At 60.5% G+C, this 24,122-nt stretch carries 21 protein-coding genes; 6 read left to right on the forward strand and 15 right to left on the reverse strand.

Annotated elements, in window-relative coordinates; translation table 11 throughout:
* Positions 1–8: 8 nt before the first annotated feature.
* The 6 genes from hscB to uvrB all read right to left on the reverse strand — a co-directional run bounded on the left by hscB (position 9) and on the right by uvrB (position 5,387).
* Positions 9–527, reverse strand: a complete 519-nt coding sequence (gene hscB / locus AC097P_RS21545) for a Fe-S protein assembly co-chaperone HscB (RefSeq protein ID WP_479612492.1) — start codon at positions 525–527, stop codon at positions 9–11.
* Entirely contained in the window at positions 524–847 is a 324-nt protein-coding gene (gene iscA, locus AC097P_RS21550) for an iron-sulfur cluster assembly protein IscA (RefSeq protein ID WP_479612493.1), read from the reverse strand. The genes hscB and iscA overlap by 4 nt, the downstream gene beginning before the upstream one ends.
* 9 nt (positions 848–856) lie before the next feature.
* Complete coding sequence (gene iscU, locus AC097P_RS21555; protein ID WP_029708965.1) at positions 857–1,243, reverse strand: Fe-S cluster assembly scaffold IscU; 387 nt, start codon at positions 1,241–1,243, stop codon at positions 857–859.
* Between the two features lie 87 nt (positions 1,244–1,330).
* A complete protein-coding gene (locus AC097P_RS21560; protein ID WP_479612494.1) occupies positions 1,331–2,551 on the reverse strand; it encodes an IscS subfamily cysteine desulfurase in 1,221 nt (406 codons plus the stop codon).
* A gap of 73 nt (positions 2,552–2,624) precedes the next feature.
* Positions 2,625–3,164 carry a Fe-S cluster assembly transcription factor gene (locus AC097P_RS21565; RefSeq protein WP_479612495.1) on the reverse strand — a complete coding sequence of 180 codons (540 nt, stop codon included), beginning with the start codon at positions 3,162–3,164 and terminating at the stop codon, positions 2,625–2,627.
* 90 nt (positions 3,165–3,254) lie between these two features.
* The gene (uvrB, locus tag AC097P_RS21570) at positions 3,255–5,387 is read right to left on the reverse strand and encodes an excinuclease ABC subunit UvrB (RefSeq protein WP_479612496.1); all 2,133 of its coding nucleotides are present in this window, start codon (positions 5,385–5,387) and stop codon (positions 3,255–3,257) included.
* A 465-nt stretch (positions 5,388–5,852) separates the two neighbouring features.
* Here uvrB and AC097P_RS21575 point away from each other — a divergent pair, with 465 nt between their 5' ends.
* The 5 genes from AC097P_RS21575 (at position 5,853) to AC097P_RS21595 (ending at position 10,867) form a co-directional block, all read left to right on the forward strand.
* Complete coding sequence (locus tag AC097P_RS21575; RefSeq protein ID WP_479612497.1) at positions 5,853–6,194, forward strand: hypothetical protein; 342 nt, start codon at positions 5,853–5,855, stop codon at positions 6,192–6,194.
* Positions 6,195–6,636: 442 nt separating this feature from the next.
* The gene (ybgC, locus tag AC097P_RS21580; protein ID WP_479612498.1) at positions 6,637–7,077 is read left to right on the forward strand and encodes a tol-pal system-associated acyl-CoA thioesterase; all 441 of its coding nucleotides are present in this window, start codon (positions 6,637–6,639) and stop codon (positions 7,075–7,077) included.
* A 153-nt stretch (positions 7,078–7,230) separates the two neighbouring features.
* Entirely contained in the window at positions 7,231–8,427 is a 1,197-nt protein-coding gene (locus tag AC097P_RS21585) for an amino acid aminotransferase (RefSeq protein WP_479612499.1), read from the forward strand.
* A gap of 257 nt (positions 8,428–8,684) precedes the next feature.
* Positions 8,685–10,181, forward strand: coding sequence for a polyhydroxyalkanoate depolymerase (locus tag AC097P_RS21590; RefSeq protein WP_479612500.1), 1,497 nt, complete (start codon positions 8,685–8,687; stop codon positions 10,179–10,181).
* On the forward strand, positions 10,178–10,867 hold the full coding sequence (locus AC097P_RS21595) for an RnfABCDGE type electron transport complex subunit B (protein ID WP_479612501.1): 690 nt from the start codon (positions 10,178–10,180) through the stop codon (positions 10,865–10,867). Before AC097P_RS21590 ends, AC097P_RS21595 begins: the two co-directional genes overlap by 4 nt.
* Here AC097P_RS21595 and AC097P_RS21600 read toward each other — a convergent pair.
* From AC097P_RS21600 to scpA, 9 genes are all read right to left on the reverse strand, one after another.
* On the reverse strand, positions 10,864–12,381 hold the full coding sequence (locus AC097P_RS21600; protein ID WP_479612502.1) for a methyl-accepting chemotaxis protein: 1,518 nt from the start codon (positions 12,379–12,381) through the stop codon (positions 10,864–10,866). The two genes, AC097P_RS21595 and AC097P_RS21600, sit on opposite strands and share 4 nt — an antisense overlap.
* 138 nt (positions 12,382–12,519) lie before the next feature.
* The gene (locus AC097P_RS21605) at positions 12,520–14,001 is read right to left on the reverse strand and encodes a cyclic nucleotide-binding domain-containing protein (RefSeq protein ID WP_479612503.1); all 1,482 of its coding nucleotides are present in this window, start codon (positions 13,999–14,001) and stop codon (positions 12,520–12,522) included.
* A 39-nt stretch (positions 14,002–14,040) separates the two neighbouring features.
* On the reverse strand, positions 14,041–14,529 hold the full coding sequence (locus tag AC097P_RS21610) for a VOC family protein (RefSeq protein WP_479612504.1): 489 nt from the start codon (positions 14,527–14,529) through the stop codon (positions 14,041–14,043).
* 88 nt (positions 14,530–14,617) lie between these two features.
* Entirely contained in the window at positions 14,618–16,666 is a 2,049-nt protein-coding gene (locus AC097P_RS21615; RefSeq protein ID WP_479612505.1) for an acetyl-CoA carboxylase biotin carboxylase subunit, read from the reverse strand.
* An 11-nt stretch (positions 16,667–16,677) separates the two neighbouring features.
* Complete coding sequence (locus tag AC097P_RS21620; RefSeq protein WP_479612506.1) at positions 16,678–16,968, reverse strand: helix-hairpin-helix domain-containing protein; 291 nt, start codon at positions 16,966–16,968, stop codon at positions 16,678–16,680.
* Between the two features lie 135 nt (positions 16,969–17,103).
* A complete protein-coding gene (locus AC097P_RS21625; RefSeq protein ID WP_479612507.1) occupies positions 17,104–18,636 on the reverse strand; it encodes an acyl-CoA carboxylase subunit beta in 1,533 nt (510 codons plus the stop codon).
* Between the two features lie 61 nt (positions 18,637–18,697).
* Positions 18,698–19,720, reverse strand: a complete 1,023-nt coding sequence (gene meaB, locus AC097P_RS21630; protein ID WP_479612508.1) for a methylmalonyl Co-A mutase-associated GTPase MeaB — start codon at positions 19,718–19,720, stop codon at positions 18,698–18,700.
* A complete protein-coding gene (locus AC097P_RS21635) occupies positions 19,717–20,601 on the reverse strand; it encodes a GNAT family N-acetyltransferase (RefSeq protein ID WP_479612509.1) in 885 nt (294 codons plus the stop codon). Before AC097P_RS21635 ends, meaB begins: the two co-directional genes overlap by 4 nt.
* A gap of 5 nt (positions 20,602–20,606) precedes the next feature.
* Positions 20,607–22,778 (reverse strand): methylmalonyl-CoA mutase, encoded by a 2,172-nt coding sequence (gene scpA, locus AC097P_RS21640; RefSeq protein WP_479612510.1) that lies wholly within the window; start codon positions 22,776–22,778, stop codon positions 20,607–20,609.
* A 110-nt stretch (positions 22,779–22,888) separates the two neighbouring features.
* On the opposite strand from scpA, the gene AC097P_RS21645 reads away from it, so the two are divergent.
* On the forward strand, positions 22,889–23,638 hold the full coding sequence (locus AC097P_RS21645; protein ID WP_479612511.1) for a GntR family transcriptional regulator: 750 nt from the start codon (positions 22,889–22,891) through the stop codon (positions 23,636–23,638).
* The last annotated feature ends 484 nt before the right edge of the window (positions 23,639–24,122 follow it).

A 24,122-nucleotide genomic window follows, 5' to 3' on the forward strand; every position in this document is an offset into this window, starting at 1 on the left:
CCCAGTTTTCAGGTTTCCAACTTGTCAAACGCCAGATCGAGATCGTGCGCAAACTTTTCAATGAACATCAGCGCACGCACCGACTGCACGGCAGCCGGGTAGTCGTGCTCCACATCCAACCGCTGTGCGCACTCAGCAATCAGTGTGCGCTGCGCAGCCTCCACATTTTCGCGCAAGGCATTGAGCGTATTGTCGTCGTGGGCTTCGTCCAGCTCTTCGTGCCACTGCATCTGCTGCATCAGAAATGCGGACGGCATAGCCGTGTTGCTGTTGGCGTTGATAGGCGCACCGGCCAGCTCGCACAGGTAGGCGGCGCGCTTCAGGGGGTCTTTGAGGCGCTGATAGGCCTCGTTGATGCGGACCGACCACTGCATGGCCAGACGCTGGGCAACGTCACCCTGGGCAGCAAACTTGTCGGGATGGGCCTCGCGCTGCAGGTCTTTCCAGCGCGCGTCCAGCGCGGCGCGGTCCTGCGCGAACTGCTGGGCTACACCAAACAGCTCAAAGTCATTGGATTGCAGGTTCACACGCGGAAGGACTCACCGCAGCCGCACTTGTCGCGCTCACGCGGGTTGTTGAAGCGAAAGCCTTCGTTCAAACCCTCACGCACGAAATCCAGCTCAGTGCCGTCGAGGTAGGCCAGGCTCTTGGGATCGACCAGCACCTTGACGCCATGGCCTTCAAACACCAGGTCCTCGGGCGCCAGTTCATCCACATATTCCAGCTGGTACGCCAAGCCGGAGCAGCCCGTTGTCTTGACGCCCAAGCGCACGCCCACGCCCTTGCCACGCTTAGTCAAATAACGGGTGACATGCCGTGCAGCGGCCGCGGTCAAAGTAACTGCCATTTGGACCGCTTAGTTGAGGTGTTTCTTCTTGTAGTCATCCACGGCCGCCTTGATGGCGTCTTCGGCCAGGATGGAGCAGTGGATCTTGACTGGCGGCAAAGCTAGTTCTTCGGCGATCTGGCTGTTCTTCAGCGCAGCCGCTTCATCCAGCGTCTTGCCCTTGACCCATTCGGTCACCAGCGAGCTAGACGCGATAGCCGAGCCGCAGCCATAGGTTTTGAAACGTGCATCTTCAATCACGCCAGTCAAAGGGTTGACCTTGATCTGGAGCTTCATGACGTCGCCGCAGGCGGGCGCGCCCACCATGCCGGTTCCCACGCTGTCGTCGCCCTTTTCAAAGCTGCCGACATTGCGGGGGTTTTCGTAGTGGTCAACGACTTTTTCAGAATATGCCATTTTGCTTACCTCTCAATCTAAATACCAAAATTCGCCATGTCCCTTATCAGGAATGCCGCAGGAGCGGCGCCAGCCGCACAGGAATGTTCAATGAGCACTCCACTGAATCGTGGAGATATCGATGCCATCTTTGAACATCTCCCACAGCGGGCTCAGGTCGCGCAACTTGGCGACGTTCTTCTTGATGGTGTCCACGGCGTAATCGATTTCTTCTTCAGTCGTCCAGCGGCCAATCGTCATGCGCAGGCTACTGTGGGCCAACTCGTCACTACGGCCCAAGGCACGCAGCACATAGCTGGGTTCCAGCGATGCAGAGGTACAGGCCGAGCCGGAAGACACTGCCAGACCCTTGATACCCATGATCAGAGACTCACCCTCAACATAGTTGAAGCTGATGTTCAAGTTGTGCGGCACGCGCTGGGTCAGGTGGCCGTTGATGAATACCTGTTCCACATCTTTCAGGCCGGCCAGCATGCGGTCATGCAGGGCCTGGATACGTACGTTTTCCGTTGCCATTTCTTCCTTGGCAATGCGGTAGGCCTCGCCCATGCCAACAATCTGGTGCGTAGGCAAGGTGCCGCTGCGCATGCCGCGCTCGTGGCCGCCACCGTGCATTTGCGCTTCCAGGCGGATACGGGGCTTGCGGCGCACAAACAAGGCGCCAATGCCCTTGGGGCCATAGGTCTTGTGCGAGGTCAGGCTCATCAGGTCGACCGGCAGCTTGGTCACGTCGATGTCCACACGGCCTGTGGCCTGGGCGGCATCCACGTGGAAGATCACACCCTTTTCACGGCACGCGGCGCCAATGGCAGCGATATCCTGGATGACGCCAATTTCGTTGTTGACGAACATGACGCTGGCCAAAATGGTGTCGGGGCGGATGGCCGCCTTGAAAGCATCCAGATTCACCAGGCCGTCTTCCTGCACGTCCAGGTAGGTCACATCGAACCCCTGCCGTTCCAGTTCGCGGCAGGTGTCCAGCACGGCCTTGTGCTCAGTCTTGACCGTGATGATGTGCTTGCCCTTGGTCTTGTAGAACTGGGCAGCACCCTTCAAAGCGAGGTTATTGGACTCCGTAGCGCCGGATGTCCACACGATCTCACGTGGGTCGGCGCCAATCAGCGCCGCCACTTGGCCGCGGGCATTTTCCACGGCTGCTTCGGCCTCCCAGCCCCAAGCGTGGCTGCGCGACGCCGGGTTGCCAAAGTGGTTGCGCAACCAGGGCACCATGGCATCCACCACGCGCTCGTCGCAGGGGTTGGTGGCGCTGTAGTCCATATAAATGGGGAAATGGGGCGTGGAATCCATATCTAACTCTTCAGTAATCGGTTGAGGGGCAGACCCGAACCCGCAATGCAAGTCCGGTCCGTGCCGCGGTGTCTCAGGTCTTGGAGAACGCGTTGCCCAGGGCAAACACGGAATTCGGAGCGTTGACGCGGATAGGCTTGGTGGTGATGGGCATCGCCGAAATAGCGCGCTTGACGCTGGGCTTGTCTTCCACCTGCAGGCCCTTGGCAAGTTGGTCATCCACCAGCTTTTGCAGCGTGACGGAATCTAAAAACTCCACCATGCGCACGTTGAGCGCCGTCCACAGGTCATGGGTCATGCAGCGAATACCCTCGCCCTGGCAGTTTTCCTTGCCGCCGCAGTGGGTGGCGTCGATAGGCTCATCCACCGAAACGATAATGTCTGCAACGGTGATTTCAGATGCCTTGCGCGCCAAGGTGTAACCACCGCCGGGCCCACGGGTGGATTCCACCAGTTCGTGGCGGCGCAGTTTGCCAAACAGCTGCTCCAGGTACGACAGCGAAATCTGCTGGCGCTGGCTGATGGCAGCTAGCGTCACGGGCCCGCTGCTTTGTCGCAGACCCAGGTCTATCATCGCGGTGACCGCAAAACGGCCCTTGGTAGTGAGTCGCATGGAAAACTCCCTTCAGTCCTACTTGGTTGACTATTCCACTCAAGTATAGCAAAAAACCCAGGGTTTTCCTCAGGTATGTAGACTGATCAGTCACAAACGACTTGGCTTGCCCGCCGCGGTCAGCGAAACGATGTTGTCGCTGCCCGGCGCACCGAAAGCCTGCTCTTTCAAAATGCCAAGTTGGTCCCGTACCTTGGCAGCCTTTTCGAACTCCAGATTGCGTGCGTGCTCCATCATCATCTTCTCTAAGCGCTTGATTTCACGAGAGATATCCTTCTCGCTCATATCCTCCACTTGCGCACGCTGCATCGCATCGCGCTCCAGGCGTTCGGCTTCTTTACCGGCCTTTTCGCTGTAAACACCGTCGATGAGGTCACGCACTTTTTTGACGATGGCCCGTGGCGTAATACCCTGCTCCAGATTGTGGGCAATCTGCTTTTTACGCCGCCGGTCTGTCTCGCCGATGGCCCGCTCCATCGAATCGGTGATCTTGTCGCCGTACAGGATTGCCCGGCCATTCAAGTTGCGGGCGGCGCGGCCAATAGTCTGGATTAACGAACGTTCGGAACGCAAAAAGCCCTCCTTGTCCGCATCCAGGATGGCAACCAAAGACACCTCGGGAATGTCCAGCCCTTCTCGCAGCAGGTTAATGCCCACCAGCACATCAAAGGCGCCCAGCCGCAGGTCGCGCAATATCTCGACCCGCTCCACAGTATCAATATCGCTGTGCAGGTAGCGGACCTTGACGCCGTTATCGGTGAGGTAATCGGTCAGCTGCTCGGCCATGCGCTTGGTCAGTGTGGTGATCAGCACGCGCTCGTTCAACTCAACCCGCGTGCGGATTTCTTGCAACACATCGTCCACCTGGTGGGTGGCGGGGCGCACTTCTACCTCGGGGTCGACAAGGCCGGTGGGGCGTACCACCTGCTCCACAACCTGACCTGCGTGTTCCTGTTCGTAGGTGGAGGGCGTGGCAGACACAAAAATCGCCTGGCGCATGCGCTGTTCGAACTCGGCAAACTTCAGCGGCCGGTTGTCCAGCGCGCTGGGCAGGCGGAACCCGTATTCCACCAACGTGGTCTTGCGCGAGCGGTCGCCCAGGTACATGGCGCCAAACTGACCGATGGTGACGTGGCTCTCGTCGACAAACATCACCGCGTCCTTGGGCAGGTAGTCCACCAGTGTGGACGGCGGGTCGCCAGGGGCGCTACCGGCCAGGTGACGGCTGTAGTTTTCGATACCTTTGCAATGGCCCACTTCGCTGAGCATTTCCAGGTCAAAGCGTGTGCGCTGCTCCAGCCGCTGCGCTTCGACCAGCTTGCCGGCAGCGACAAATTCCTTGAGCCGGTCTGACAGCTCCAGCTTGATGGTTTCCACCGCCGTCAGCACCTGGTCGCGCGGGGTCACGTAGTGGCTGCCGGGGTACACGGTAAAGCGCGGAATCTTCTGGCGGATGCGGCCGGTCAACGGGTCGAACAACTGCAGCGATTCAATCTCGTCGTCGAACATTTCCAGGCGCAGCGCCATCTCGGAATGCTCGGCCGGAAAGATGTCGATGGTGTCGCCGCGTACGCGGAAAGTGCCACGGCTGAAATCCATGTCATTGCGCTGGTACTGCATACGCACCAGTTGCGCAATGGCATCGCGCTGGTTCAGCTTGTCGCCGGTGCGCAGCGTCATGATCATCTTGTGGTACGCCTCGGGCTGGCCGATACCGTAGATGGCCGAAACCGTGGCCACGATGACCACGTCGCGCCGCTCCAGGATCGATTTGGTGCACGACAGGCGCATCTGCTCGATGTGTTCGTTGATCGCGCTGTCTTTCTCAATGAACAGGTCGCGCTGCGGCACGTACGCCTCAGGCTGGTAGTAGTCGTAGTAGCTGACGAAATACTCCACCGCGTTGTTCGGAAAAAACTCGCGGAATTCGCTGTACAGCTGCGCCGCCAGTGTCTTGTTGTGCGCAAAAACGATGGACGGGCGGCCCAGGCGTGCGATCACATTGGCCATCGTGAAGGTCTTGCCAGAGCCGGTCACACCCAACAGGGTCTGGAAGACCTCGCCGTCGGTCACGCCTTCTACCAGTTGGTCAATGGCTTCCGGTTGGTCGCCGGCCGGGGGATAGGGCTGGTGCAGCTCAAACGGGGAGCCTGGGTAGCGGATGAGTTGACCGGCCGGCGCTGGCACAGCATCTGGGTCGGCGATAGGGATCGGAGCTGGCATGGGCGTGGTTCGGCAAATAGGCAAAGATGGGACTGTAGACCATGCGGTGGGTTTTCGTTGTTGGGGGGCATTGGACGTTGGCGTTGTGCGCGCACGCCAGGCCAGCGGTGCGGGCCGAGCGACCCTGGTGCGTGGGCCCTGCGGGCTGCCTTGCGGTGCTCGTGCCGGACGGGGTCTGGCTAAACTCGCCCTGCGGGCTCAAACAACGCCAGCCCTGATCCGCCCGACCCTGCGCTCCTCAGCCACGCACAAGGGATCGCCCAGCCCACCCCGCTGGCCCGGCTTGGGGAATTGGGTACAGTGGGTGAGAGTCAACAGCCCGATTTCATTGGCGCTGGGTGCGTTGCTATATTTATGGGAGCAGACTATGCATATGCGACGAGGGCTAGGTGCCAACTTCACAGGGAAACGCTCCAGAATATCCCGCGTAGCTTTGCGGTTTACACCACGTTGGGCCCGCAATCAATGAGAACTCTTGATCTTCAGGCCGAAATTATTCCGGGGCTTTCTGCTGCTGGCTTTGAGATCGGGATGGATGTCGCAGAGATAGCTGAGATCGTCAATGGCGCAACTATCCTTGATCACGAAGTGACTGTTGCTACCTTGCGGCAGAACCGAGGCGTCATTGTGAAGCGAGGCCACGATGGGGGCATCCGGTCTGTGTATTTTGGGGACGATCAAGTTCGTCTTAGCTTCAACGCTGCCGGAATCCTCTTTTGCATATTCCTGTTCGAAGGATATACAGGCGATTTCGGTTGGAAGCCCTATGTCGTCCGTTCAGCGACTGCATCCACTTCTATACGATGATGGGGACGAGATGTGCTACGTCGCTGATGTGGAAGAAAACATCGTTCCAGGAATTGCATTCGCTGGGTCGTCGTGTTCACTTGACGAAGATCCCGAACAGCTGGTTTGTGGATTCTGTGTTCATGATTGGTCAATTCAGAATTGACGTCGCTATTGCCCAGCCATTCCGTCAACCGAACCGCCGCATCGCTGCGTGCTGCAGTGTCCGGTTACGTCCAACGCCAACCCAAAAGCATGAGGCATCGCTCCGTGCCACCCTTGGGCGGTGCCGAGCAGCGCAGTGGCGGGCGGATCAGGGCTGGCGTTGTTTGAGGCGCAGCCGAGTTTAGCCAGATCCCGCCCGGCGCGAGCAGCGCAGGGGAGTCGCGCCAGCGACCATCGCCCCAGGGTGGCACGGAGCGATGCCTCATGCGCCCCACCACCGTCTGCAACAATGCTGCACATGACTGCTACCGCCCCGCCCTCACCCGAAAACGTCTTCACCTGGCCCGTCCGAATTTACTGGGAGGACACCGACGCAGGCGGCATCGTGTTCTACGCCAACTACCTGAAATTCTTCGAACGCGCCCGCACCGAGTGGCTGCGTGCAAAGGGTGTCGAGCAGCGCCAATTGCAACAGGACTTGGGCTGCATCTTTGTCGTCAGCGACGTACAGATCAAATACCTGCGCTCGGCCCGGCTGGACGACCAATTGCTGGTGACGGCGCACTTGAGCGAACTGGGCCGCTCGTCCTTCACCATCCAGCAGGAAGCGCGGCTGGTCTCAACGGAAGCCGACCCCATAGTGCTGTGCAAAGGTTCCGTGCGCGTCGGCTGGATCCACGGCCAGACATCCAAACCCGCCCGCATACCGCCCGAGCTGCAGCAGGCGCTCCAGAGCTGAAGCCCCGGTGATGTGGCAGGCTGCGGAAACCATGCAGTATCCGCATCACATGCCTGGCTCGGGGTAAACCCACCCCGGTAGAATGAGGGCCGACACCAGCCCCGTGCTGCTGCTTCGCACCCCTCTGTCTGAATCTTTCCCACAGGACCCGCTATGTCTCTCTTCTCCTCCGTCGAAATGGCCCCCCGCGACCCTATCCTGGGTCTGAACGAGCAATTCAACGCCGACACCAACCCCGCCAAGGTCAACCTGGGCGTGGGCGTGTACTTTGACGACAACGGCAAGCTGCCCCTGCTGCAGTGCGTGCAGGCTGCTGAAAAGACCATGATGGAGAAGCCCACCGCCCGCGGCTACCTGCCCATCGACGGCATCGTGGCTTATGACAACGCGGTCAAGAGCCTGGTGTTTGGTGCCGACAGCGAACCCCTGACCTCTGGCCGCGTGGCTACCGTGCAAGCCATTGGCGGCACCGGCGGCCTGAAGATTGGTGCTGACTTCTTGAAGCGCCTGAACCCCAATGCCAAAGTGCTGATTTCCGACCCCAGCTGGGAAAACCACCGCGCACTGTTCAACAACGCCGGTTTTGAAGTCGACACCTATGCCTACTACGACGCAGCCAAGCGTGGCGTCAACGTCGAAGGCTTTTTGGCCAGCTTGAACGCTGCCGCGCCCGGCACCATCGTCGTGCTGCACGCTTGCTGCCACAACCCGACCGGTTACGACATCAGCCCAGCCGACTGGGACAAGGTCATTGCCGTCGTCAAGGCCAAGGAGCTGACGCCCTTCCTGGACATGGCCTACCAAGGCTTTGGCTACGGTATTGCCGAAGACGGTGCCGTGATCCAAAAGTTTGTCGCCGCTGGCCTGAACTTTTTTGTGTCTACCAGCTTCTCCAAGAGCTTCAGCCTGTACGGCGAGCGCGTCGGTGGCCTGTCGGTGCTGTGCAAGGACAAGGAAGAAGCCGGCCGCGTGCTGAGCCAACTGAAGATCGTCATCCGCACCAACTACTCCAACCCACCCACCCACGGTGGCGCCGTGGTGGCAGCCGTGTTGAACAACCCCGAGCTGCGTGCTTTGTGGGAAAAAGAGCTGGGCGAGATGCGCGTGCGCATCAAGGCCATGCGCCAGAAGCTGGTCGACGGCCTGAAGGCCGCTGGCGTCAAGCAGGACATGTCCTTCATCACCACCCAGATCGGCATGTTCAGCTACTCCGGGCTGACCAAAGACCAGATGGTGCGCCTGCGCAGCGAGTTCGGTGTCTACGGCACCGACACCGGCCGCATGTGCGTGGCCGCGCTGAACAGCAAGAACATCGACTACGTTTGCGCATCCATCGCCAAGGTGGTTTAAGCCAAATCGGGCTGCAGCCCTCGTGCAGAGCGCGTAAGCAGCTATCAAAAATATAGCGGCTTTCGCGCTCTTTAAATTGGGATCTTGGCAATGCTGCGCCTGGCGGCTTGGCTAAAAACCCTTTCAGTAGCCTGACAGACACCGGAAATCTACGGGCTGTCGTAGGTGCAATTGGCCACACCGGCTGGATGTAAAACTGGTATATTGCACTGCAACATTTCAACTTTTGAAGCGTTTTTCCGAAAGCGAGACTCCCCATGCTGTACCAGTTCTACGAAACCCAGCGGTCTTTGATGGAGCCCTTTTCAGACCTGGCCCAGACTGCTGCCAAAGTGTTCGGCAACCCGCTGACCCTGGCCGGCCAAAACCCTTTTGCGCAACGCATCTCCGCGGGCTACGACCTGTTGCACCGCCTGGGCAAGGACTACGAAAAACCTGAATTCGGCCTGCGCACCATTGATGTGGACGGCGTGGAAGTCGCCATCCACGAGCGGGTGGAAATCAGCAAGCCTTTCTGTGAACTGCGCCGTTTCAAGCGCTTTACAGACGACAACGACACGTTGGAAAAAATCAAGGGCCAGCCGGCTGTGCTGGTCGTCGCCCCGCTGTCGGGCCACTACGCCACGCTGTTGCGTGACACCGTCAAGACCATGCTGAAGGACCACAAGGTCTACATCACCGACTGGAAGAATGCCCGCCTGGTGCCGCTGTCTGAGGGTGGGTTTAACCTGGACGATTACGTCAACTACGTGCAAGAATTCATCCGCCACGTGCAGGGCAAGTACGGCAATTGCCACGTGATGAGTGTCTGCCAGCCCACGGTGCCGGTGTTGGCAGCCGTGTCGCTGATGGCCAGCCGCGGCGAGGCCACGCCGCTGTCGATGACCATGATGGGCGGCCCCATAGACGCGCGCAAATCGCCCACTGCCGTCAACAACCTGGCCATGAACAAGAGCTACAGCTGGTTTGAGAACAACGTCATCTTCCGCGTGCCGTCCAACTTCCCTGGCGCGGGCCGCCGTGTCTACCCCGGCTTCTTGCAGTACACCGGCTTTGTGGCCATGAACCCCAGCAACCATGCCACCAGCCACTACGACTACTTCAAGGATCTGATCAAGGGTGACGACGCCAGCACCGAAGCCCATCGCAAGTTCTACGACGAATACAACGCCGTGCTGGATATGGATGCCAACTACTACCTGGACACGATCAAGGTCGTTTTCCAGGACTTCTGCCTGGTCCATGGCACCTGGGACGTCAAGGGCATCAACGGCAAGGTCGAGCGCGTACGCCCCGAAGACATCAAGACTACCGCACTGATGTCGGTGGAGGGTGAGCTGGACGACATCTCCGGCTCCGGCCAGACGCAGGCCGTGCACGACATCTGCACCGGTGTGCCGCGCAGCATGCAAAAGCATTTTGAAGCCAAGGGAGCTGGCCACTACGGGATCTTCTCGGGTCGGCGCTGGCGCGATCTGGTCTACCCGCAGGTGAAGTCATTTATCCTGGCCAACCACGTTCCCAGCACCCCTGCCGTCGCCGACAGGCGGGCACCTAAACCAGCGGTGGCACCGGCTGCCAAACCGGCTGCAAAACCTGCGGTTGCCAAAGCGCAAGCGGTTGCCAGCAGACAAGTCGCCGTAGCCAAGACCTCTACACAAAAACCGGCCGCAGCCCCCGTGCAGCGCGCGCAAGCAGCTACCAAAAAGATAGCGCCTAAACGCACCTCGGCCAAGGCAACCGCCAAGAAGTGAGCACACTGGCGCAACCGCTGGGGGCGCTGGCCGCCCGCATACTGGATGCGCTGCCGCAAACCCAGTGCACGCGTTGCGGCTATCCGGACTGCGCGGGTTACGCCCAGGCCATAGAGGCCGGTCAGGCCGACATCAACCAGTGCCCGCCCGGGGGCCGGGCAGGCGTTGAACGGCTGGCGCAGATCACGGCCCTGCCCGTCAAGCCGCTAAACCCCGCGTTTGGCCTGGAGGCACCGCGCCAGGTTGTCTTCATCGATGAAGACTGGTGCATTGGCTGCACGCTGTGCCTGGACGCCTGTCCCACCGACGCCATCATGGGTAGCAACAAGCGCATGCATACCGTCATCGAGGCCTATTGCACCGGGTGCGAGTTGTGTTTGCCCGTCTGCCCGGTGGACTGCATCAAGCTGGAGAACGCCAGTGGTGACGCCACCGGTTGGGCCGCCTGGTCCCAACCCCTGGCTGAGCTGGCCCGCAGCCGCTACGCCGCGAAGAGCGAACGCGTCGCACGGTCCACGGCCGAGCATGCGCAGCAGCAAAAGGCAAAGGTACAGGCCAAGCTTGCGGATCTGGCAGCCCATTCCAGCATCACCGTTACCGCTGCGCTGGACAAGAAACGCGCAATCATTGAGGCAGCCATGGCCCGGGCTCGGGCTAAACGCGCCGGCGAATCCTCGCCCGACTAGCTCACCAGGTTCTTGTAGACGCCGCAGCCCACGTAGAGTCCGTCTACTTTCTGCACGAAAGACATCTTGGCCTGCACCTTGCCGGTGGTCGGGTTGGCAATGTCGTACTCCACCCAGCCCGGCTCGTAGTCGGCCTGGCCAACAATGGAATTGAGCAGGCCCTGGCCGTCGATGCCGGCAATGTCTTGCACGCGCGTACCCACCTTGGCCGGGTTGCCGCCAAAGGCCACATAACGGCCGTTTTCATCCAGCACAAACACATACATGTCACGGTCAAAGAAGCCCTTGGTCGCATCGGTCACGTCGCGCAGGTAGGCGTCTTTGGACGTGTGCTGACGGTAGGCCACGGCGCGTTGCACCAGGTCCAGCGCCTCTTCCGCCGAGCCCTGTTGCAGCTTGAACAGCGCCACGGACTCCACCAGGGTGCTGGCCCGCCCTTCCATTGCCACCGCCTGGGTCACGGCCTGTTCCACCATCTGGGCATTGCGCTGAGTGATCTCGTCCAGTTGGCGGACGGCGGACGTGATTTCGCTGAGGCTCGCGCTTTGCTCGGCACTGGAAGTGGAGATTTGCGACATGCTGGCGGCCACGTCGCGTATGCCCCCGACCACCTGGTTGATCGTCGTCCCGGCAACGCGGATTTTCTCCACGCTCGCAGCCACCTGGCTGGACGATGCGCCAATCAGCTGGCGGATTTCTTTGGCCGACTCGGCCGAGCGCTGGGCCAGGGACCGCACCTCGCTGGCCACAACAGCAAATCCGCGGCCCGATTCGCCGGCGCGGGCCGCTTCGACCGCTGCATTCAGCGCCAGGATATTGGTCTGGAAGGCAAGGCCATCGATGACGCCCACGATTTCGTCCATGCGCTTGGCGCTGGCCTGTATGGCCTCGACCGACTGCACGGCCTGCGCCATCGTCGTGGCACCCTGGTCGGCCACATCGCGCACCTCGCTGGCCTTGCCATTGGCACGGCTGGCGGTGTTGGCGTTTTCTTGCACAGTGGATGACAGCTCTTCGACGCTAGCGGCGGTCTGCTCCAGATTGGCGGCCTGCTGCTCGGTGCGGTCCGACAAATCGCTGCTGCCCCGGGCCAGGCTTCTGCCGGCGTGGTTGACGAAAGCGGCGTTGCTGCGCACATTGGCCACCATGGTCGACACAGTGCGGCCAAACTGGCCGACCGCACCCACCAGGCGACCCAGTTCGTCGCGACCGTTGGGGGTTAAGGTCTGGCGCAGATCGCCAGCTACCATACGGTCCACAGCGGCGACCACAACGCCCAAATCCTGCGTCACGCTCTGGTACAACGCCACCAGGCAATAGACCAGAACAGCCGCCATAACGCTGAGGGTCACCATGCTGGCCATGCCCGGGCCGGTGCCATCGCCCAATACCGTCTGCCCCAGCACAAATAGCACAGGCAGCATCGACAAGAACGCGACCAGCACAAATTTGCCGCCAAACGACAAGTGCCGCATCAAGCGCAACCCCGGACCCAGCAACTTGGAGAATCCCATATCAAACACCCCGCTACACCGTACCAGGACGATGGGCCTGTCCCGTGCGCCTCGTTAGAGGACGGACGCACCAGATTGGTTCAGTCTACGTCGGCAGCACCCCTTCTAACTAGGTAAAAGCCTGATGATCAGGACCTATTAACCGCGCAACGCGAAAAATTTGCGGATGCGTCCCAGTAAGTCGTCGTTGCTGACCACCGGCTGTCCAGCCTGCGCAAGCAGCACACCGCGCTCAGCATTGCGCGCTGCAACGATGGCCGTCATTTCCGTCGCGATCTCGGGCCGCTGCTGCACGACCTTTGCGAAGCCCGCCTTGTCCAGGCGGTAGCAATCGACCGCGGTAACGGCCATGACCGATGCACTGCGCGCCTCGCCCGTCAGCATGCCCATCTCACCAAAAATGGCGCCGTCACGCAACGTGGCCACATTCAGCCGCCCCTGCGGGCTGTCAACCAGCACGCGGGCCTCGCCGCGGATGATCAGGTACAGCCAGTGCGCAACCGCCCCCTGGCGGGTAATGACATCGCCGGCCGCAAACGGTGCGTGCACCAGGTGCCCCGCCAACATCTGCTGCTCTTCGAGCGGCAAATTGGCAAACAGGTCGGTGTGGCGGATGGCTTCCAGCCGCCTGTGCGCATCGCGTTCGCTCTCGGCCGCACGCCGGCTGTCGTTCTCCTTGACCATCAGGCGCTCTTCCAGCGGCACACCCAGCTGCAGGCCGGCGCGCGCCAGTGCGGCCAGTGCGTGCACCCGCACCGATGAGTCGCCCGGATCGTCAAACTGCGGGTCACTCAGCCAATAGCGCAAGGTATAACGGCTGTAGCCGGACCCTAGCTCGCTGAGGATGGCAGTGGGTGGCGGCACGGTCAGCACGTATGGGATTTCGGCGTCCAGCACTGCGCGCTCCAGCGCGCGAATGACCGACTCGGGGTCGGAACCGGCCTCGATATTGAAGTGCACGGCACGCCGCCATGCATAGGGGGCACCGTCGGACGAGCGTAGCACCGTGAAACGGTTTTTCATCAACCAGCTGTTGGGCAGGATTACGAGTTCGTTATTACGGGTCTGTATGGCGGTGAAGCGCCAGTGCACATCGGTGACCCGGCCGCTGACATCGTCCACCTTGACCCAATCGCCGACGCGCAGCGAATTGTCCAACTGCAATGTGACGCCACCGAGCACATTGCCCAGCGTGTCTTGCATCGCAAACGCCAGCACGGCGGTCAAAATGGCAGACGTGGCAAACAGCTGGGTGGGGTCCACACCCGACAAACGCAGGCACACCAAACCCCAAGCCAGCGAAATACCGGTAAAGGTCAGGTCATGGGCAATGCGCGGCACGCTGAGCCCCAGGCGCGGCAGCACCGCGCGGAAAGCGATGGTGGCCAGCAGGTGGATGGCCGACAGGCCACCGAGCACAATGGCCAGTTCCAGCGACGTGCGCGCCAGCATGGGCGAGCCGCGCAAGCCCGACACCGCCAACAAAGCCAACAGCGACAGAAACCACAGGCCCCAGGTCACCCGTAGCGGCCGCCGCTCGCCGGGGCGCACCGTGCGGAAAATGCTGGCGACGATGGCCACCACCAGTAACGCCAACCACAACTCTTGTTGGTGCCCCAACGCCGTCTCCAAAACTGTCATCGCTAAACGTGTGCGGGCTTAGCGGCTTTGGCCAGGGTGGGCCAATTGCGAAAAGGCCTTGACCACGTCGGGCGGCGCCTGCACCAGTTCAATCAAGACGCCTTCGCCGCCAATTGGGAATTCGTCATTGCTCTTGGGGTGCAAAAAACACACGTCGAAACCGGATGCGCCCTTGCGAATACCACCCGGCGCAAAGCGCACACCCTGTGCTGTGAGCCATTCCACGGCGGTGGCCAGGTCATCAATCCACAGGCCCACATGGTTCAGCGGGGTGTTTTGCACGGCGGGCTTTTTCTCGGGGTCCAGCGGTTGCATCAGGTCTACCTCAACCTTGAAGGCACCTGCGCCTATCGCGCATATATCTTCGTCTACGTTCTCGGACTCGCTGCGGTAGGTGCCGGTGACCTCAAGGCCCAGCATGTCCACCCACAGCTTGTGCAGGCGCTTTTTATCGGAAGCACCGATGGCGATTTGCTGGATACCCAGCACGTGAAACGGACGCAACATGTCTACAACCTCCCCTATTGGACGAGCTTCACTTTCGCATATTTTTGCGGATTCCATCTTCGCGTTTACGCGAATTCAAGCTTCGCACTCATGCGAATTCCACAATGGGCTGGTCCACCGTCAGCGACTCACCCTTGGCCGCCAGCACCTTGCCCACCACGCCATCGGCGGCAGCGAACAGCACGTTCTCCATCTTCATCGCCTCAATCACCGCCACACGTTCGCCGGCCTGCACCCTTTGCCCCGGCACAACCGCCACGTCCACCAGCAGGCCGGGCATCGGCGACAACACGTAGCGGCTTAGATCAGGCGGCGCCTTGTGCGGCATCAGCGCATGTAATTCGGCCATGCGTGGCGAGATGACCAGCGCGTCGATCCGCGTGCCATTGTGCTGCAGACGCAAGGCCAGCGGGTTCTTGGGCGTGCCGCGTTCCAACTGGGCAGTGAATAGCGCACCGTTCACAGTGCCGGTGATGGCAATGTCGTTGATGCGTGAACGACTGCGGATTTCATAGCTGCTTGCGCCCACCCGCACCCGGGCCGAACCGGTCTCGCCGACAAACTCATCCACATGCACCGGCGTATAGGCATGTTTGCCATCCTGCGCCAGCGTCACGACGACATAGTCTTTGCCAACCTGCACACCATACCCCGGCAGCTGCCCGCTGATGCCCGCCGCGCGCTCACGCGACTTGCGGCGCACAAAGGCGGCCAGGGCGACGAGAAAGGACGGATCTGGGTGCGGCACGTCTTCGGCCGCAAAACCCTTGCCATAGTTCTCGGCAATGAAACCGGTGTTGAAGTCGCCCGCCACGAACTTGGGGTGTGCAAGCAGCGCTGCCTGGAACGGAATATTGCTGCTGATGCCGCGGATCACAAAGCCATTCAGCGCCTCGCGCATCTTGGCAATCGCATCATTGCGGTCCGTGCCATGCACGATCAGCTTGGCGATCATCGAATCATAAAACATTGGGATCTCGCCACCGTCTTGCACCCCGGTGTCGACCCGCACACCCATCAGTGCGTCGGTATTGCCCTGCCACATGGTCTGCGCGGGCGGTGCAAAGCGCACCAGGCGGCCCGTGCTGGGCAAGAAGTTGCGAAACGGGTCCTCGGCATTGATGCGGCATTCAATAGCCCAGCCATTGCGTTTGACATCGGCCTGCGTCAACGGCAGCTTTTCGCCCGCCGCCACGCGGATCATCAGTTCCACAAGGTCCAGCCCCGTGATGCATTCGGTGACCGGGTGCTCCACCTGCAGACGCGTGTTCATCTCCAAAAAGTAGAAGCTTTGATCCTTGCCGACCACAAACTCCACAGTGCCCGCGCTTTGGTATTTGACGGCCTTGGCCAGCGCCACGGCCTGCTCACCCATGGCCTTGCGGGTCGCGTCGCTGATGAAGGGTGACGGTGCTTCTTCAATCACCTTCTGGTGGCGGCGCTGGATCGAGCATTCGCGCTCATTCAGATAAATCACATTGCCGTGGCTGTCGCCAATCAACTGGATCTCGATGTGGCGGGGCTCTTCGACAAACTTCTCAATGAACACACGGTCATCGCCAAAGCTATTGCGCGCCTCGTTGCGGCAGGACGTGAAACCTTCGAACGCTTCCTTGTCATTGAAAGCCACGCGCAGGCCCTTGCCACCGCCACCGGCCGACGCCTTGATCATCACCGGGTAACCAATGCCCTTGGCAATCTCCACCGCTTTCTCCGCGGTTTCAATTGCATCGTTGACGCCTGGGATGCAGTTCACGCCCGCCTTGCCCGCCAACTTCTTGGACTCGATCTTGTCGCCCATGGCACCGATCGAATAATGCTTGGGGCCGATGAAGACGATCCCCTCTTCTTCCACACGTTTGGAAAACTCTGCGTTCTCGCTCAAGAAACCATAGCCCGGATGCACGGCTTGCGCACCGGTTTTTTTGCAGGCGGCGATGATCTTGTCCGCCAGCAGATAACTCTCTCGGCTCGGTGCGGGGCCGATATTGACCGCCTCATCAGCCATCGCCACGTGGCGTGCTTCCTTGTCGGCATCGGAATACACGGCCACGGTCTTGATGCCCATCTTGCGGGCGGTGGCGATGACGCGGCATGCAATCTCGCCGCGGTTGGCTATGAGGATTTTTGTGAACATGGGAATCTCTCCTATTCGGGAATCAATTTGTTGGCTTTGCGGATCGGCGTGAAATGCCACCAAGGCAAAGCGGGGCCACCATTCATGAACTCTTTGGCGGCCAGAAAGGTATCGAGCACACAGGGGTCGTGACGCAACCCCATCGGCGTGCGCAACGCGTCATACATCGCAATCGGGTCCATAGCAGCAACCTCAGCGGGCGTGGAAACGCCCAGCCCCCGCAAGTCCCCAGCAATAGACTTCCCAATATTCGGAATGTCCGTCAAAACCCGAACTTGCGAGCAATGCGCAGCCTTAGGCATACCACCCCTCCAGGATCGGGATGCCCGGGCGTTTTGCGCAGGTAAAGGAGGAGCGCGCAGCGCGGGGGACACGGAGCAAAACGCCCGGGCAGCCCGATCCAGCGCGTTCCACAATCGTGGCAAAACGCATGGAAATCACAGTGGAATATTCCCGTGCTTGCGCCAAGGGTTCTCCAGCTTCTTGTCTTTCAACATCACCAGCGACCGGCAAATCCGCTTACGCGTCTCCGAAGGCAATATCACATCATCAATAAAACCCCGCGCGCCCGCCACAAACGGATTCGCAAACCGCGCCTTGTACTCCGCCTCTTTCGCAGCCAGCTTGGCCGGGTCACCCTTGTCTTCACGGAAGATGATTTCCACCGCGCCCTTGGCACCCATCACCGCAATCTCGGCATTGGGCCAAGCGAAGTTGACATCACCGCGCAAATGCTTGGACGCCATCACGTCATACGCACCGCCATAAGCCTTGCGCGTAATGACCGTGATCTTGGGCACCGTGCACTCCGCATAGGCGTACAGCAACTTGGCACCATGCTTGATGATGCCGCCGTATTCCTGGCTGGTGCCGGGCATGAAGCCGGGCACATCCACAAAGGTGATGACGGGGATATTGAACGCATCACAAAACCGCACAAAACGCGCCGCCTTGATGCTGCTCTTGATGTCCAGACAACCCGCCAACACCAGCGGCTGGTTCGCCACAATGCCAATAGTCTGCCCATCCATGCGTGCAAAGCCGATGATGATGTTCTTGGCGTACTCGGGTTGGATCTCAAAGAAATCGCCATCGTCCACGGTTTTGACGATCAGCTCCTTCATGTCATACGCCTTGTTGGCGTTGTCGGGCACCAGCGTGTCCAGGCTCTTCTCGATGCGGTCGGCCGGGTCGCCACTCTTGCGCACGGGCGCCTTCTCGCGGTTGGAAAGCGGCAGGTAGTTGTACAGGCGGCGCAGCATCAGCAGCGCCTCCACGTCGTTCTCAAACGCAAGGTCGGCTACGCCACTCTTGGTGGTGTGGGTAATGGCGCCACCCAGCTCTTCGGCGGTGACCTCCTCATGCGTCACCGTCTTCACGACTTCGGGGCCGGTGACGAACATATAGGACGAATCCTTCACCATGAAGATGAAGTCGGTCATGGCTGGCGAGTAAACCGCGCCGCCGGCTGAGGGACCCATGATCATGCTGATCTGCGGGATAACGCCGCTGGCCATTACATTGCGCTGGAACACATCGGCATAACCACCCAGCGATGCCACGCCTTCCTGAATGCGCGCGCCACCCGAGTCGTTGAGGCCGATGACGGGTGCACCGACCTTCATCGCCTGGTCCATGACCTTGCAAATTTTCTCGGCATGGGCCTCAGACAACGCACCACCAAAAACCGTGAAGTCCTGGCTGAACACAAACACCAGGCGGCCGTTGATCATGCCGTAGCCGGTGACCACGCCGTCGCCGGGAATCTTCTGGTCTTGCATGCCGAAATCCACACAGCGGTGTTCGACAAACATGTCCCACTCCTCGAACGTGCCCTCGTCCAGCAGCAGCTCCAGCCGCTCGCGGGCGGTCAGTTTGCCTTTTTTGTGCTGGGCGGCGATGCGTTTTTCGCCGCCGCCCAAACGGGCCAGTTCGCGCTTGGCTTCTAACTGTTCAAGGATGTCTTGCATGGTGTCCTTCTTCTGTGATCGGTAAAATGGAGATGTAGATTGCTATAAATTTAGTAGCTGCTTACGCACTGCCGGCGAGGGCTTCAAGCAGATTACGTGCTGCAGTCGAGGCTGCCAGCCGCCCCGCGGCCACGGCGCGTGTCATCTCGGGCAGGCTGGCCTGCACAGCGGGGTTTTGACGGAAAGCTTGCTTGAGGCCGGCGTCGATACGCTCCCACATCCAAGCGAGGGCCTGGTGCTGGCGCCGCTGCTGCAGCTTGCCGTTGGCGTGATTCAAGGTCTGGAATTCGGTGACCGATTCCCAAAACGTGTCGACGCCCGTGCCTTTCAGTGCGCTGAGCTGGACTACCTTGGGGTGCCAATTGGTTTTGATGTGCGGATCGTGGTCCGGGCTGCCATGCATGCCCAGCAAACGCAAGCCAGAGCTAATCTGCGCCCGCGCCCGCATGGCCGCATCAGGGTCGATGTCGGCCTTGTTGATGACCACAAGATCCGCCAGTTCCATGACGCCTTTCTTGATAGCCTGCAGGTCGTCTCCCGCATTGGGCAACTGCATCAGCACAAACATATCGGTCATGCCGTGCACCGCTGTCTCACTCTGGCCGACGCCTACGGTCTCGACGATGACGATGTCGTACCCAGCCGCCTCGCAGACCAGCATGGCCTCGCGCGTCTTCTGGGCCACACCGCCCAGCGTGCCGCTACTGGGACTGGGGCGTATGTAGGCCTCGTCGCGCATCGACAAATGCTCCATGCGCGTTTTGTCCCCCAGGATGGAGCCGCCCGATACGCTGCTGGAGGGGTCAATGGTCAGCACCGCCACACGGTGGCCCTTGCCGATCAAATACAGGCCCAGGGCTTCGATGAAGGTGGACTTGCCAACGCCGGGCACGCCGCTGATGCCAAGGCGCAGGGATTTGCCGGTGTGTGGCAGCAACGCCGTCAACAGCACGTCGGCCTGCGTGCGGTGGTCGGCACGGGTGCTTTCTAGCAGCGTGATGGCCTTGGCAACCGCGCGGCGTTGGGCCATGCCCGCACTTCCCAACACAGCTTGCAGCAGTGGATGAACGTCAGGGGCAGTCATTGCGGGTTTGTCGCTGCACGCGCCATCGTGGAGCGCGGGTCTGCGCTAGGGTCAAAACGGGTGATGCCCGGAAACGCATCTGGGCTGCGCCAGGCGGGTGGTGCCTCCACAGTGGCCCAGTATTCGTCGACACCGGCAATACGCCCATCATCGACCTGGAAAAACGAGGTCGCAAAAAATTGTTGTGGTGGGTGGTCCACACGCGCCAGTGACATGACACGCCCGTCCTGCAAGTGCTCCACCTCCAGCAGGTGGATGGTCCAGCCCTCGGGATACCGCGCGTTCACGTCGATCAACGCATCGGCACCGGCGATGCGTTCACCACTGGTCCACCACACGGTTTGCACATCGTCGTACAACAACGAGCGGGCCTTGGGCCAGTCACGCGCCTGCAGGGCCGCCCAAAACCGGCGCACGGCCCGCACGCTGGGCGTGGCGGGCATGCGCAGGTAGTCGTTGTCCCAATCGCCCTCGCCCACTTTGGCAAAACCCCAGCGCAGGTAGAAGCGGTTGGCATCGCTGTCCTTCAGCGCACACAGCTCCACTGGCAATTGTTCGGCATCGGCCTGTTTGCACACCCAGCGCATGGCCTTGGCACCCAGGCCGTGGTTTTGCCACGGCGGGTCAATGTACAAATGGTCCAGGCGGAAAGCATGTGACAAATGCTTGAGCACCAAAAACCCCACACGTTGGCCCTGCACTTCGATATGGTGGGTGTTTTCAGGCACAAAACCATCGGCCAAGCGCTCGCGCGCACGCGCCTCGTCGTAGCGGCCCAGGCGGGTCAGGCTCTCGCGCATGGCACGCAGGCGCAAAGCCAACAGCGCTTCAAAGTCGTCGGCCTGGGCTAGCACCAGGGTCCAGCCGCTATGCGATGCCATGGGTTTCACCCCAGGGCTTTCTCGATTTGGTTTAACACCTCACGAGCCGACACCGGGATCGGTGTGCCGGGGCCAAAGATGCCCTTGACGCCCGCGGCATACAGCATCTCATAGTCCTGCCGCGGGATCACGCCGCCGACAAACACGACGATGTCGTCCGCGCCCTGCTTTTTGAGTTCGGCAATGATGGCCGGCACCAGCGTCTTGTGACCGGCGGCCAATGTGGACAAGCCCACGGCATGCACGTCGTTCTCGATCGCCTGGCGCGCGCATTCTTCTGGCGTTTGGAACAGCGGGCCCATGTCCACGTCAAAACCCAGGTCCGCAAAGGCGGTGGCCACCACCTTGGCGCCGCGGTCGTGGCCGTCCTGGCCCAGCTTGCCAATCATCACGCGGGGGCGGCGGCCTTGTGTCTCGGCGAAGGCGGCAATGTCGGCCTTGAGTGCGTTCCAGTATTCCATCGTATCCCCCGTGGCGGCGTCAAAAGCAGCGGCATACACGCCCGAGACCTTGTTGGTATCGGCACGGTGGCGGCCGAAGGCCTTTTCCATGGCGTCACTCACCTCACCCACGGTGGCGCGCAGGCGTATGGCTTTGATAGACAGGTCCAGCAGATTGCCAGAATTGGACTCTGCTGCAGAAGTAATAGCAGCTAACGCAGCATCCACGAGGGCTACATCGCGTTTTTGCTTGATGCCCTTGAGCCGGGCTATCTGCGAATCACGCACCGCTACGTTGTCAATGTCTCGCGCATCGATGGCATCTTCAGTCTTCAGCTTGTACTTGTTGACACCGACGATGACGTCCTGCCCGCTGTCGATGCGTGCCTGCTTGTCGGCCGCCGCCGCTTCGATCTTCAGCTTCGCCCAGCCGCTGTCCACGGCCTTGGTCATGCCGCCTATGGCTTCCACTTCGTCGATGATGGCCCAGGCGGCGTCTGCCATGTCCTGCGTCAGCTTTTCCATCATGTACGAACCGGCCCAGGGGTCGATGACGTTGGTGATGTGGGTCTCTTCCTGGATGATGAGCTGGGTGTTGCGGGCGATGCGGGCGCTGAACTCGGTCGGCAGCGCAATGGCCTCGTCAAACGAATTGGTGTGCAGCGATTGTGTGCCGCCGAACACCGCGGCCATGGCTTCGATCGTGGTGCGCACCACGTTGTTGTACGGGTCCTGCTCGGTGAGCGACCAGCCGCTGGTCTGGCAATGCGTGCGCAGCATCAGAGACTTGGGGTTCTTGGCGTCAAAACCCTTCATGATGCGGCACCACAGCAGGCGCGCGGCGCGCATCTTGGCCACTTCCAGGTAGAAGTTCATGCCAATGGCCCAGAAGAAACTCAGGCGCCCGGCAAACGCGTCCACGTCCATGCCCTTGGCAATGGCGGTCTTCACATACTCCTTGCCATCCGCCAGCGTAAAGGCCAGTTCCAGCGCCTGGTTGGCGCCGGCCTCTTGCATGTGGTAACCGCTGATCGAGATCGAGTTGAATTTGGGCATGTGCTGCGCCGTGTACTCGATGATGTCGCCAATGATGCGCATGCTTGGGGCGGGCGGGTAGATGTAGGTGTTGCGCACCATGAACTCTTTCAGAATGTCGTTCTGAATCGTTCCGCTCAACTGGTCTTGTGCCACGCCCTGCTCTTCAGCCGCAACCACATAGCCGGCCAGCACCGGCAGCACGGCACCGTTCATCGTCATGGACACGCTGACCTTGTCCAGCGGGATCTGGTCGAACAGTATCTTCATGTCCTCCACGCTGTCAATGGCCACACCGGCCTTGCCGACGTCGCCGGTCACACGCGGGTGGTCTGAGTCGTAGCCACGGTGTGTGGCCAGATCAAACGCGACCGACACGCCCTGCCCGCCCGCGGCCAGCGCCTTGCGGTAGAAGGCGTTGGATTCTTCAGCCGTGGAAAAACCGGCGTATTGGCGGATGGTCCACGGGCGCACGGCGTACATGGTGGCCTGGGGGCCGCGCAAATAGGGCTCAAAACCCGGCAGCGTATTGGTGTAGGCCAGGTTGGCCGTGTCTTCAGCGGTGTAAAGGGGTTTGACGGCAATACCGTCAGGCGTGATCCAGTTCAGCGCATCCACGTTGCCACCGGGGGCGGACTTGGCAGCGGCCTTGGCCCAGGCGTCCAACGTGGCGGCTTTGAATTCGGGGTTTTTGTCAGTCATATGCGGTGCCCGCCGGGGCCAACCCGGGCAGTTTCAAAAGGTGCCTGAAGTTTACATTATTCATAATTATGAATTCAGAATCTGTGTTTTAGCTTACACTTTGCACCAACATGGCCGCCACATCCGCTCCCCTCACCAGCAGTTTCGACGCCGGGCCGCCCCAAGGCGAAACAGCCCCCTCTGGGGGCAGCGACCCGCTGAGCGGCGGAGCGTGGGGGCCACGTAAGCTCGCACCACGCCCTTTGTATGAAGAAGTGGCCGAGCTGCTGCGCCAGCGCATTTTCAAGCGCGAGCTGGAACCTGGCAACTGGATTGACGAATTAAAAATCGCCGAGGAATACGGCATCAGCCGCACCCCGCTGCGCGAGGCGCTCAAGGTGCTGGCCGCGGAAGGCCTGGTGACCATGAAAGTGCGCCGCGGCGCCTATGTGACCGAGGTGTCCAAGAGCGACCTGGCTGACGTGTACCACCTGCTCAGCCTGCTGGAGAGCGACGCGGCGGGCGTGGTCGCCACCAAAGCCACGGACGCCGAACTGGCCGAACTGCAAAAGCTGCACAAGGCGCTGGAAGTGGCCGCCAAACCCGGCAGAGCCAACACCGACGAGTTCTTCGCCCTGAACGAACAGTTCCACATGCGCCTGCTCGCCATCGCCAACAACCGCTGGCGCGACCAGATGGTGGCCGACCTGCGCAAGGTCATGAAGCTGAACCGGCATAACTCGCTGCTGAAGACCGGGCGCATTGCCGAATCACTGGCTGAGCATCAAGCCATCATGGATGCGCTGCTGGCGCGGGATGCGGGGCGCACGCAGTTGTGTATGCGGGAGCATTTTGCTAATGGGTTGGAGGCGGCGGAGTGACGGCCATTTGTCAAATTGGCCAGTGGCCCCGGTCCGATAATGTTGAGTAGCTATTATTTGTATAGCAAGTCTGTGGAGTTAGTAGTCTGTGGCCGCCGTGTAAGGGGGTGAGCAAACGGCCGATTTGGGACGTAAGTGGGCCTAGATTACCTCTGTCCGAATTCTCTTGGTTTCCCCTGTAGGCCGGGAACCGTCCTGATTCATCATCTCTCCTGCAAGAATATAGAGATACGATTAATAAAGCGGTAGAACTGCCCGCAGTGAGGCTGCAAGCCACATTCAGGAGGATTTGATGGCCAACTTATGGAGCAGAGTCCGATTTATAGAGCACTTTTTGTGTCTCTGGACACTACGTTAAGCAGCCATGCGACGTCCCCCCGTTTTCAGTAGCGCCAGGCTTTGGAGTCCGGGGGGTTAATTTAACTGCTTTTGAATGAGTGTCTTGGCGTAGTCAGTTGGGGTCAGTCCTCCAAGGGATCGTTTG

This window comes from Rhodoferax sp. ZS1R8 (assembly GCF_056521325.1).

Excerpts from the sequence above, each read along its gene's own strand:
- AC097P_RS21560 (WP_479612494.1), bottom strand. The coding sequence starts at position 2,551 with ATGGATTCCACGCCCCATTTCCCCATTTATATGGACTACAGCGCCACC.
- AC097P_RS21620 (WP_479612506.1), bottom strand. The coding sequence starts at position 16,968 with ATGCCTAAGGCTGCGCATTGCTCGCAAGTTCGGGTTTTGACGGACATT.
- AC097P_RS21600 (WP_479612502.1), bottom strand. The coding sequence starts at position 12,381 with ATGGGATTCTCCAAGTTGCTGGGTCCGGGGTTGCGCTTGATGCGGCAC.
- iscU (WP_029708965.1), bottom strand. The coding sequence starts at position 1,243 with ATGGCATATTCTGAAAAAGTCGTTGACCACTACGAAAACCCCCGCAAT.
- meaB (WP_479612508.1), bottom strand. The coding sequence starts at position 19,720 with ATGACTGCCCCTGACGTTCATCCACTGCTGCAAGCTGTGTTGGGAAGT.
- AC097P_RS21565 (WP_479612495.1), bottom strand. The coding sequence starts at position 3,164 with ATGCGACTCACTACCAAGGGCCGTTTTGCGGTCACCGCGATGATAGAC.
- iscA (WP_479612493.1), bottom strand. The coding sequence starts at position 847 with ATGGCAGTTACTTTGACCGCGGCCGCTGCACGGCATGTCACCCGTTAT.
- AC097P_RS21585 (WP_479612499.1), top strand. The coding sequence starts at position 7,231 with ATGTCTCTCTTCTCCTCCGTCGAAATGGCCCCCCGCGACCCTATCCTG.
- scpA (WP_479612510.1), bottom strand. The coding sequence starts at position 22,778 with ATGACTGACAAAAACCCCGAATTCAAAGCCGCCACGTTGGACGCCTGG.
- AC097P_RS21615 (WP_479612505.1), bottom strand. The coding sequence starts at position 16,666 with ATGTTCACAAAAATCCTCATAGCCAACCGCGGCGAGATTGCATGCCGC.
- ybgC (WP_479612498.1), top strand. The coding sequence starts at position 6,637 with ATGACTGCTACCGCCCCGCCCTCACCCGAAAACGTCTTCACCTGGCCC.
- AC097P_RS21645 (WP_479612511.1), top strand. The coding sequence starts at position 22,889 with ATGGCCGCCACATCCGCTCCCCTCACCAGCAGTTTCGACGCCGGGCCG.
- AC097P_RS21575 (WP_479612497.1), top strand. The coding sequence starts at position 5,853 with ATGAGAACTCTTGATCTTCAGGCCGAAATTATTCCGGGGCTTTCTGCT.
- AC097P_RS21635 (WP_479612509.1), bottom strand. The coding sequence starts at position 20,601 with ATGGCATCGCATAGCGGCTGGACCCTGGTGCTAGCCCAGGCCGACGAC.
- AC097P_RS21625 (WP_479612507.1), bottom strand. The coding sequence starts at position 18,636 with ATGCAAGACATCCTTGAACAGTTAGAAGCCAAGCGCGAACTGGCCCGT.
- AC097P_RS21590 (WP_479612500.1), top strand. The coding sequence starts at position 8,685 with ATGCTGTACCAGTTCTACGAAACCCAGCGGTCTTTGATGGAGCCCTTT.
- uvrB (WP_479612496.1), bottom strand. The coding sequence starts at position 5,387 with ATGCCAGCTCCGATCCCTATCGCCGACCCAGATGCTGTGCCAGCGCCG.
- AC097P_RS21610 (WP_479612504.1), bottom strand. The coding sequence starts at position 14,529 with ATGTTGCGTCCGTTTCACGTGCTGGGTATCCAGCAAATCGCCATCGGT.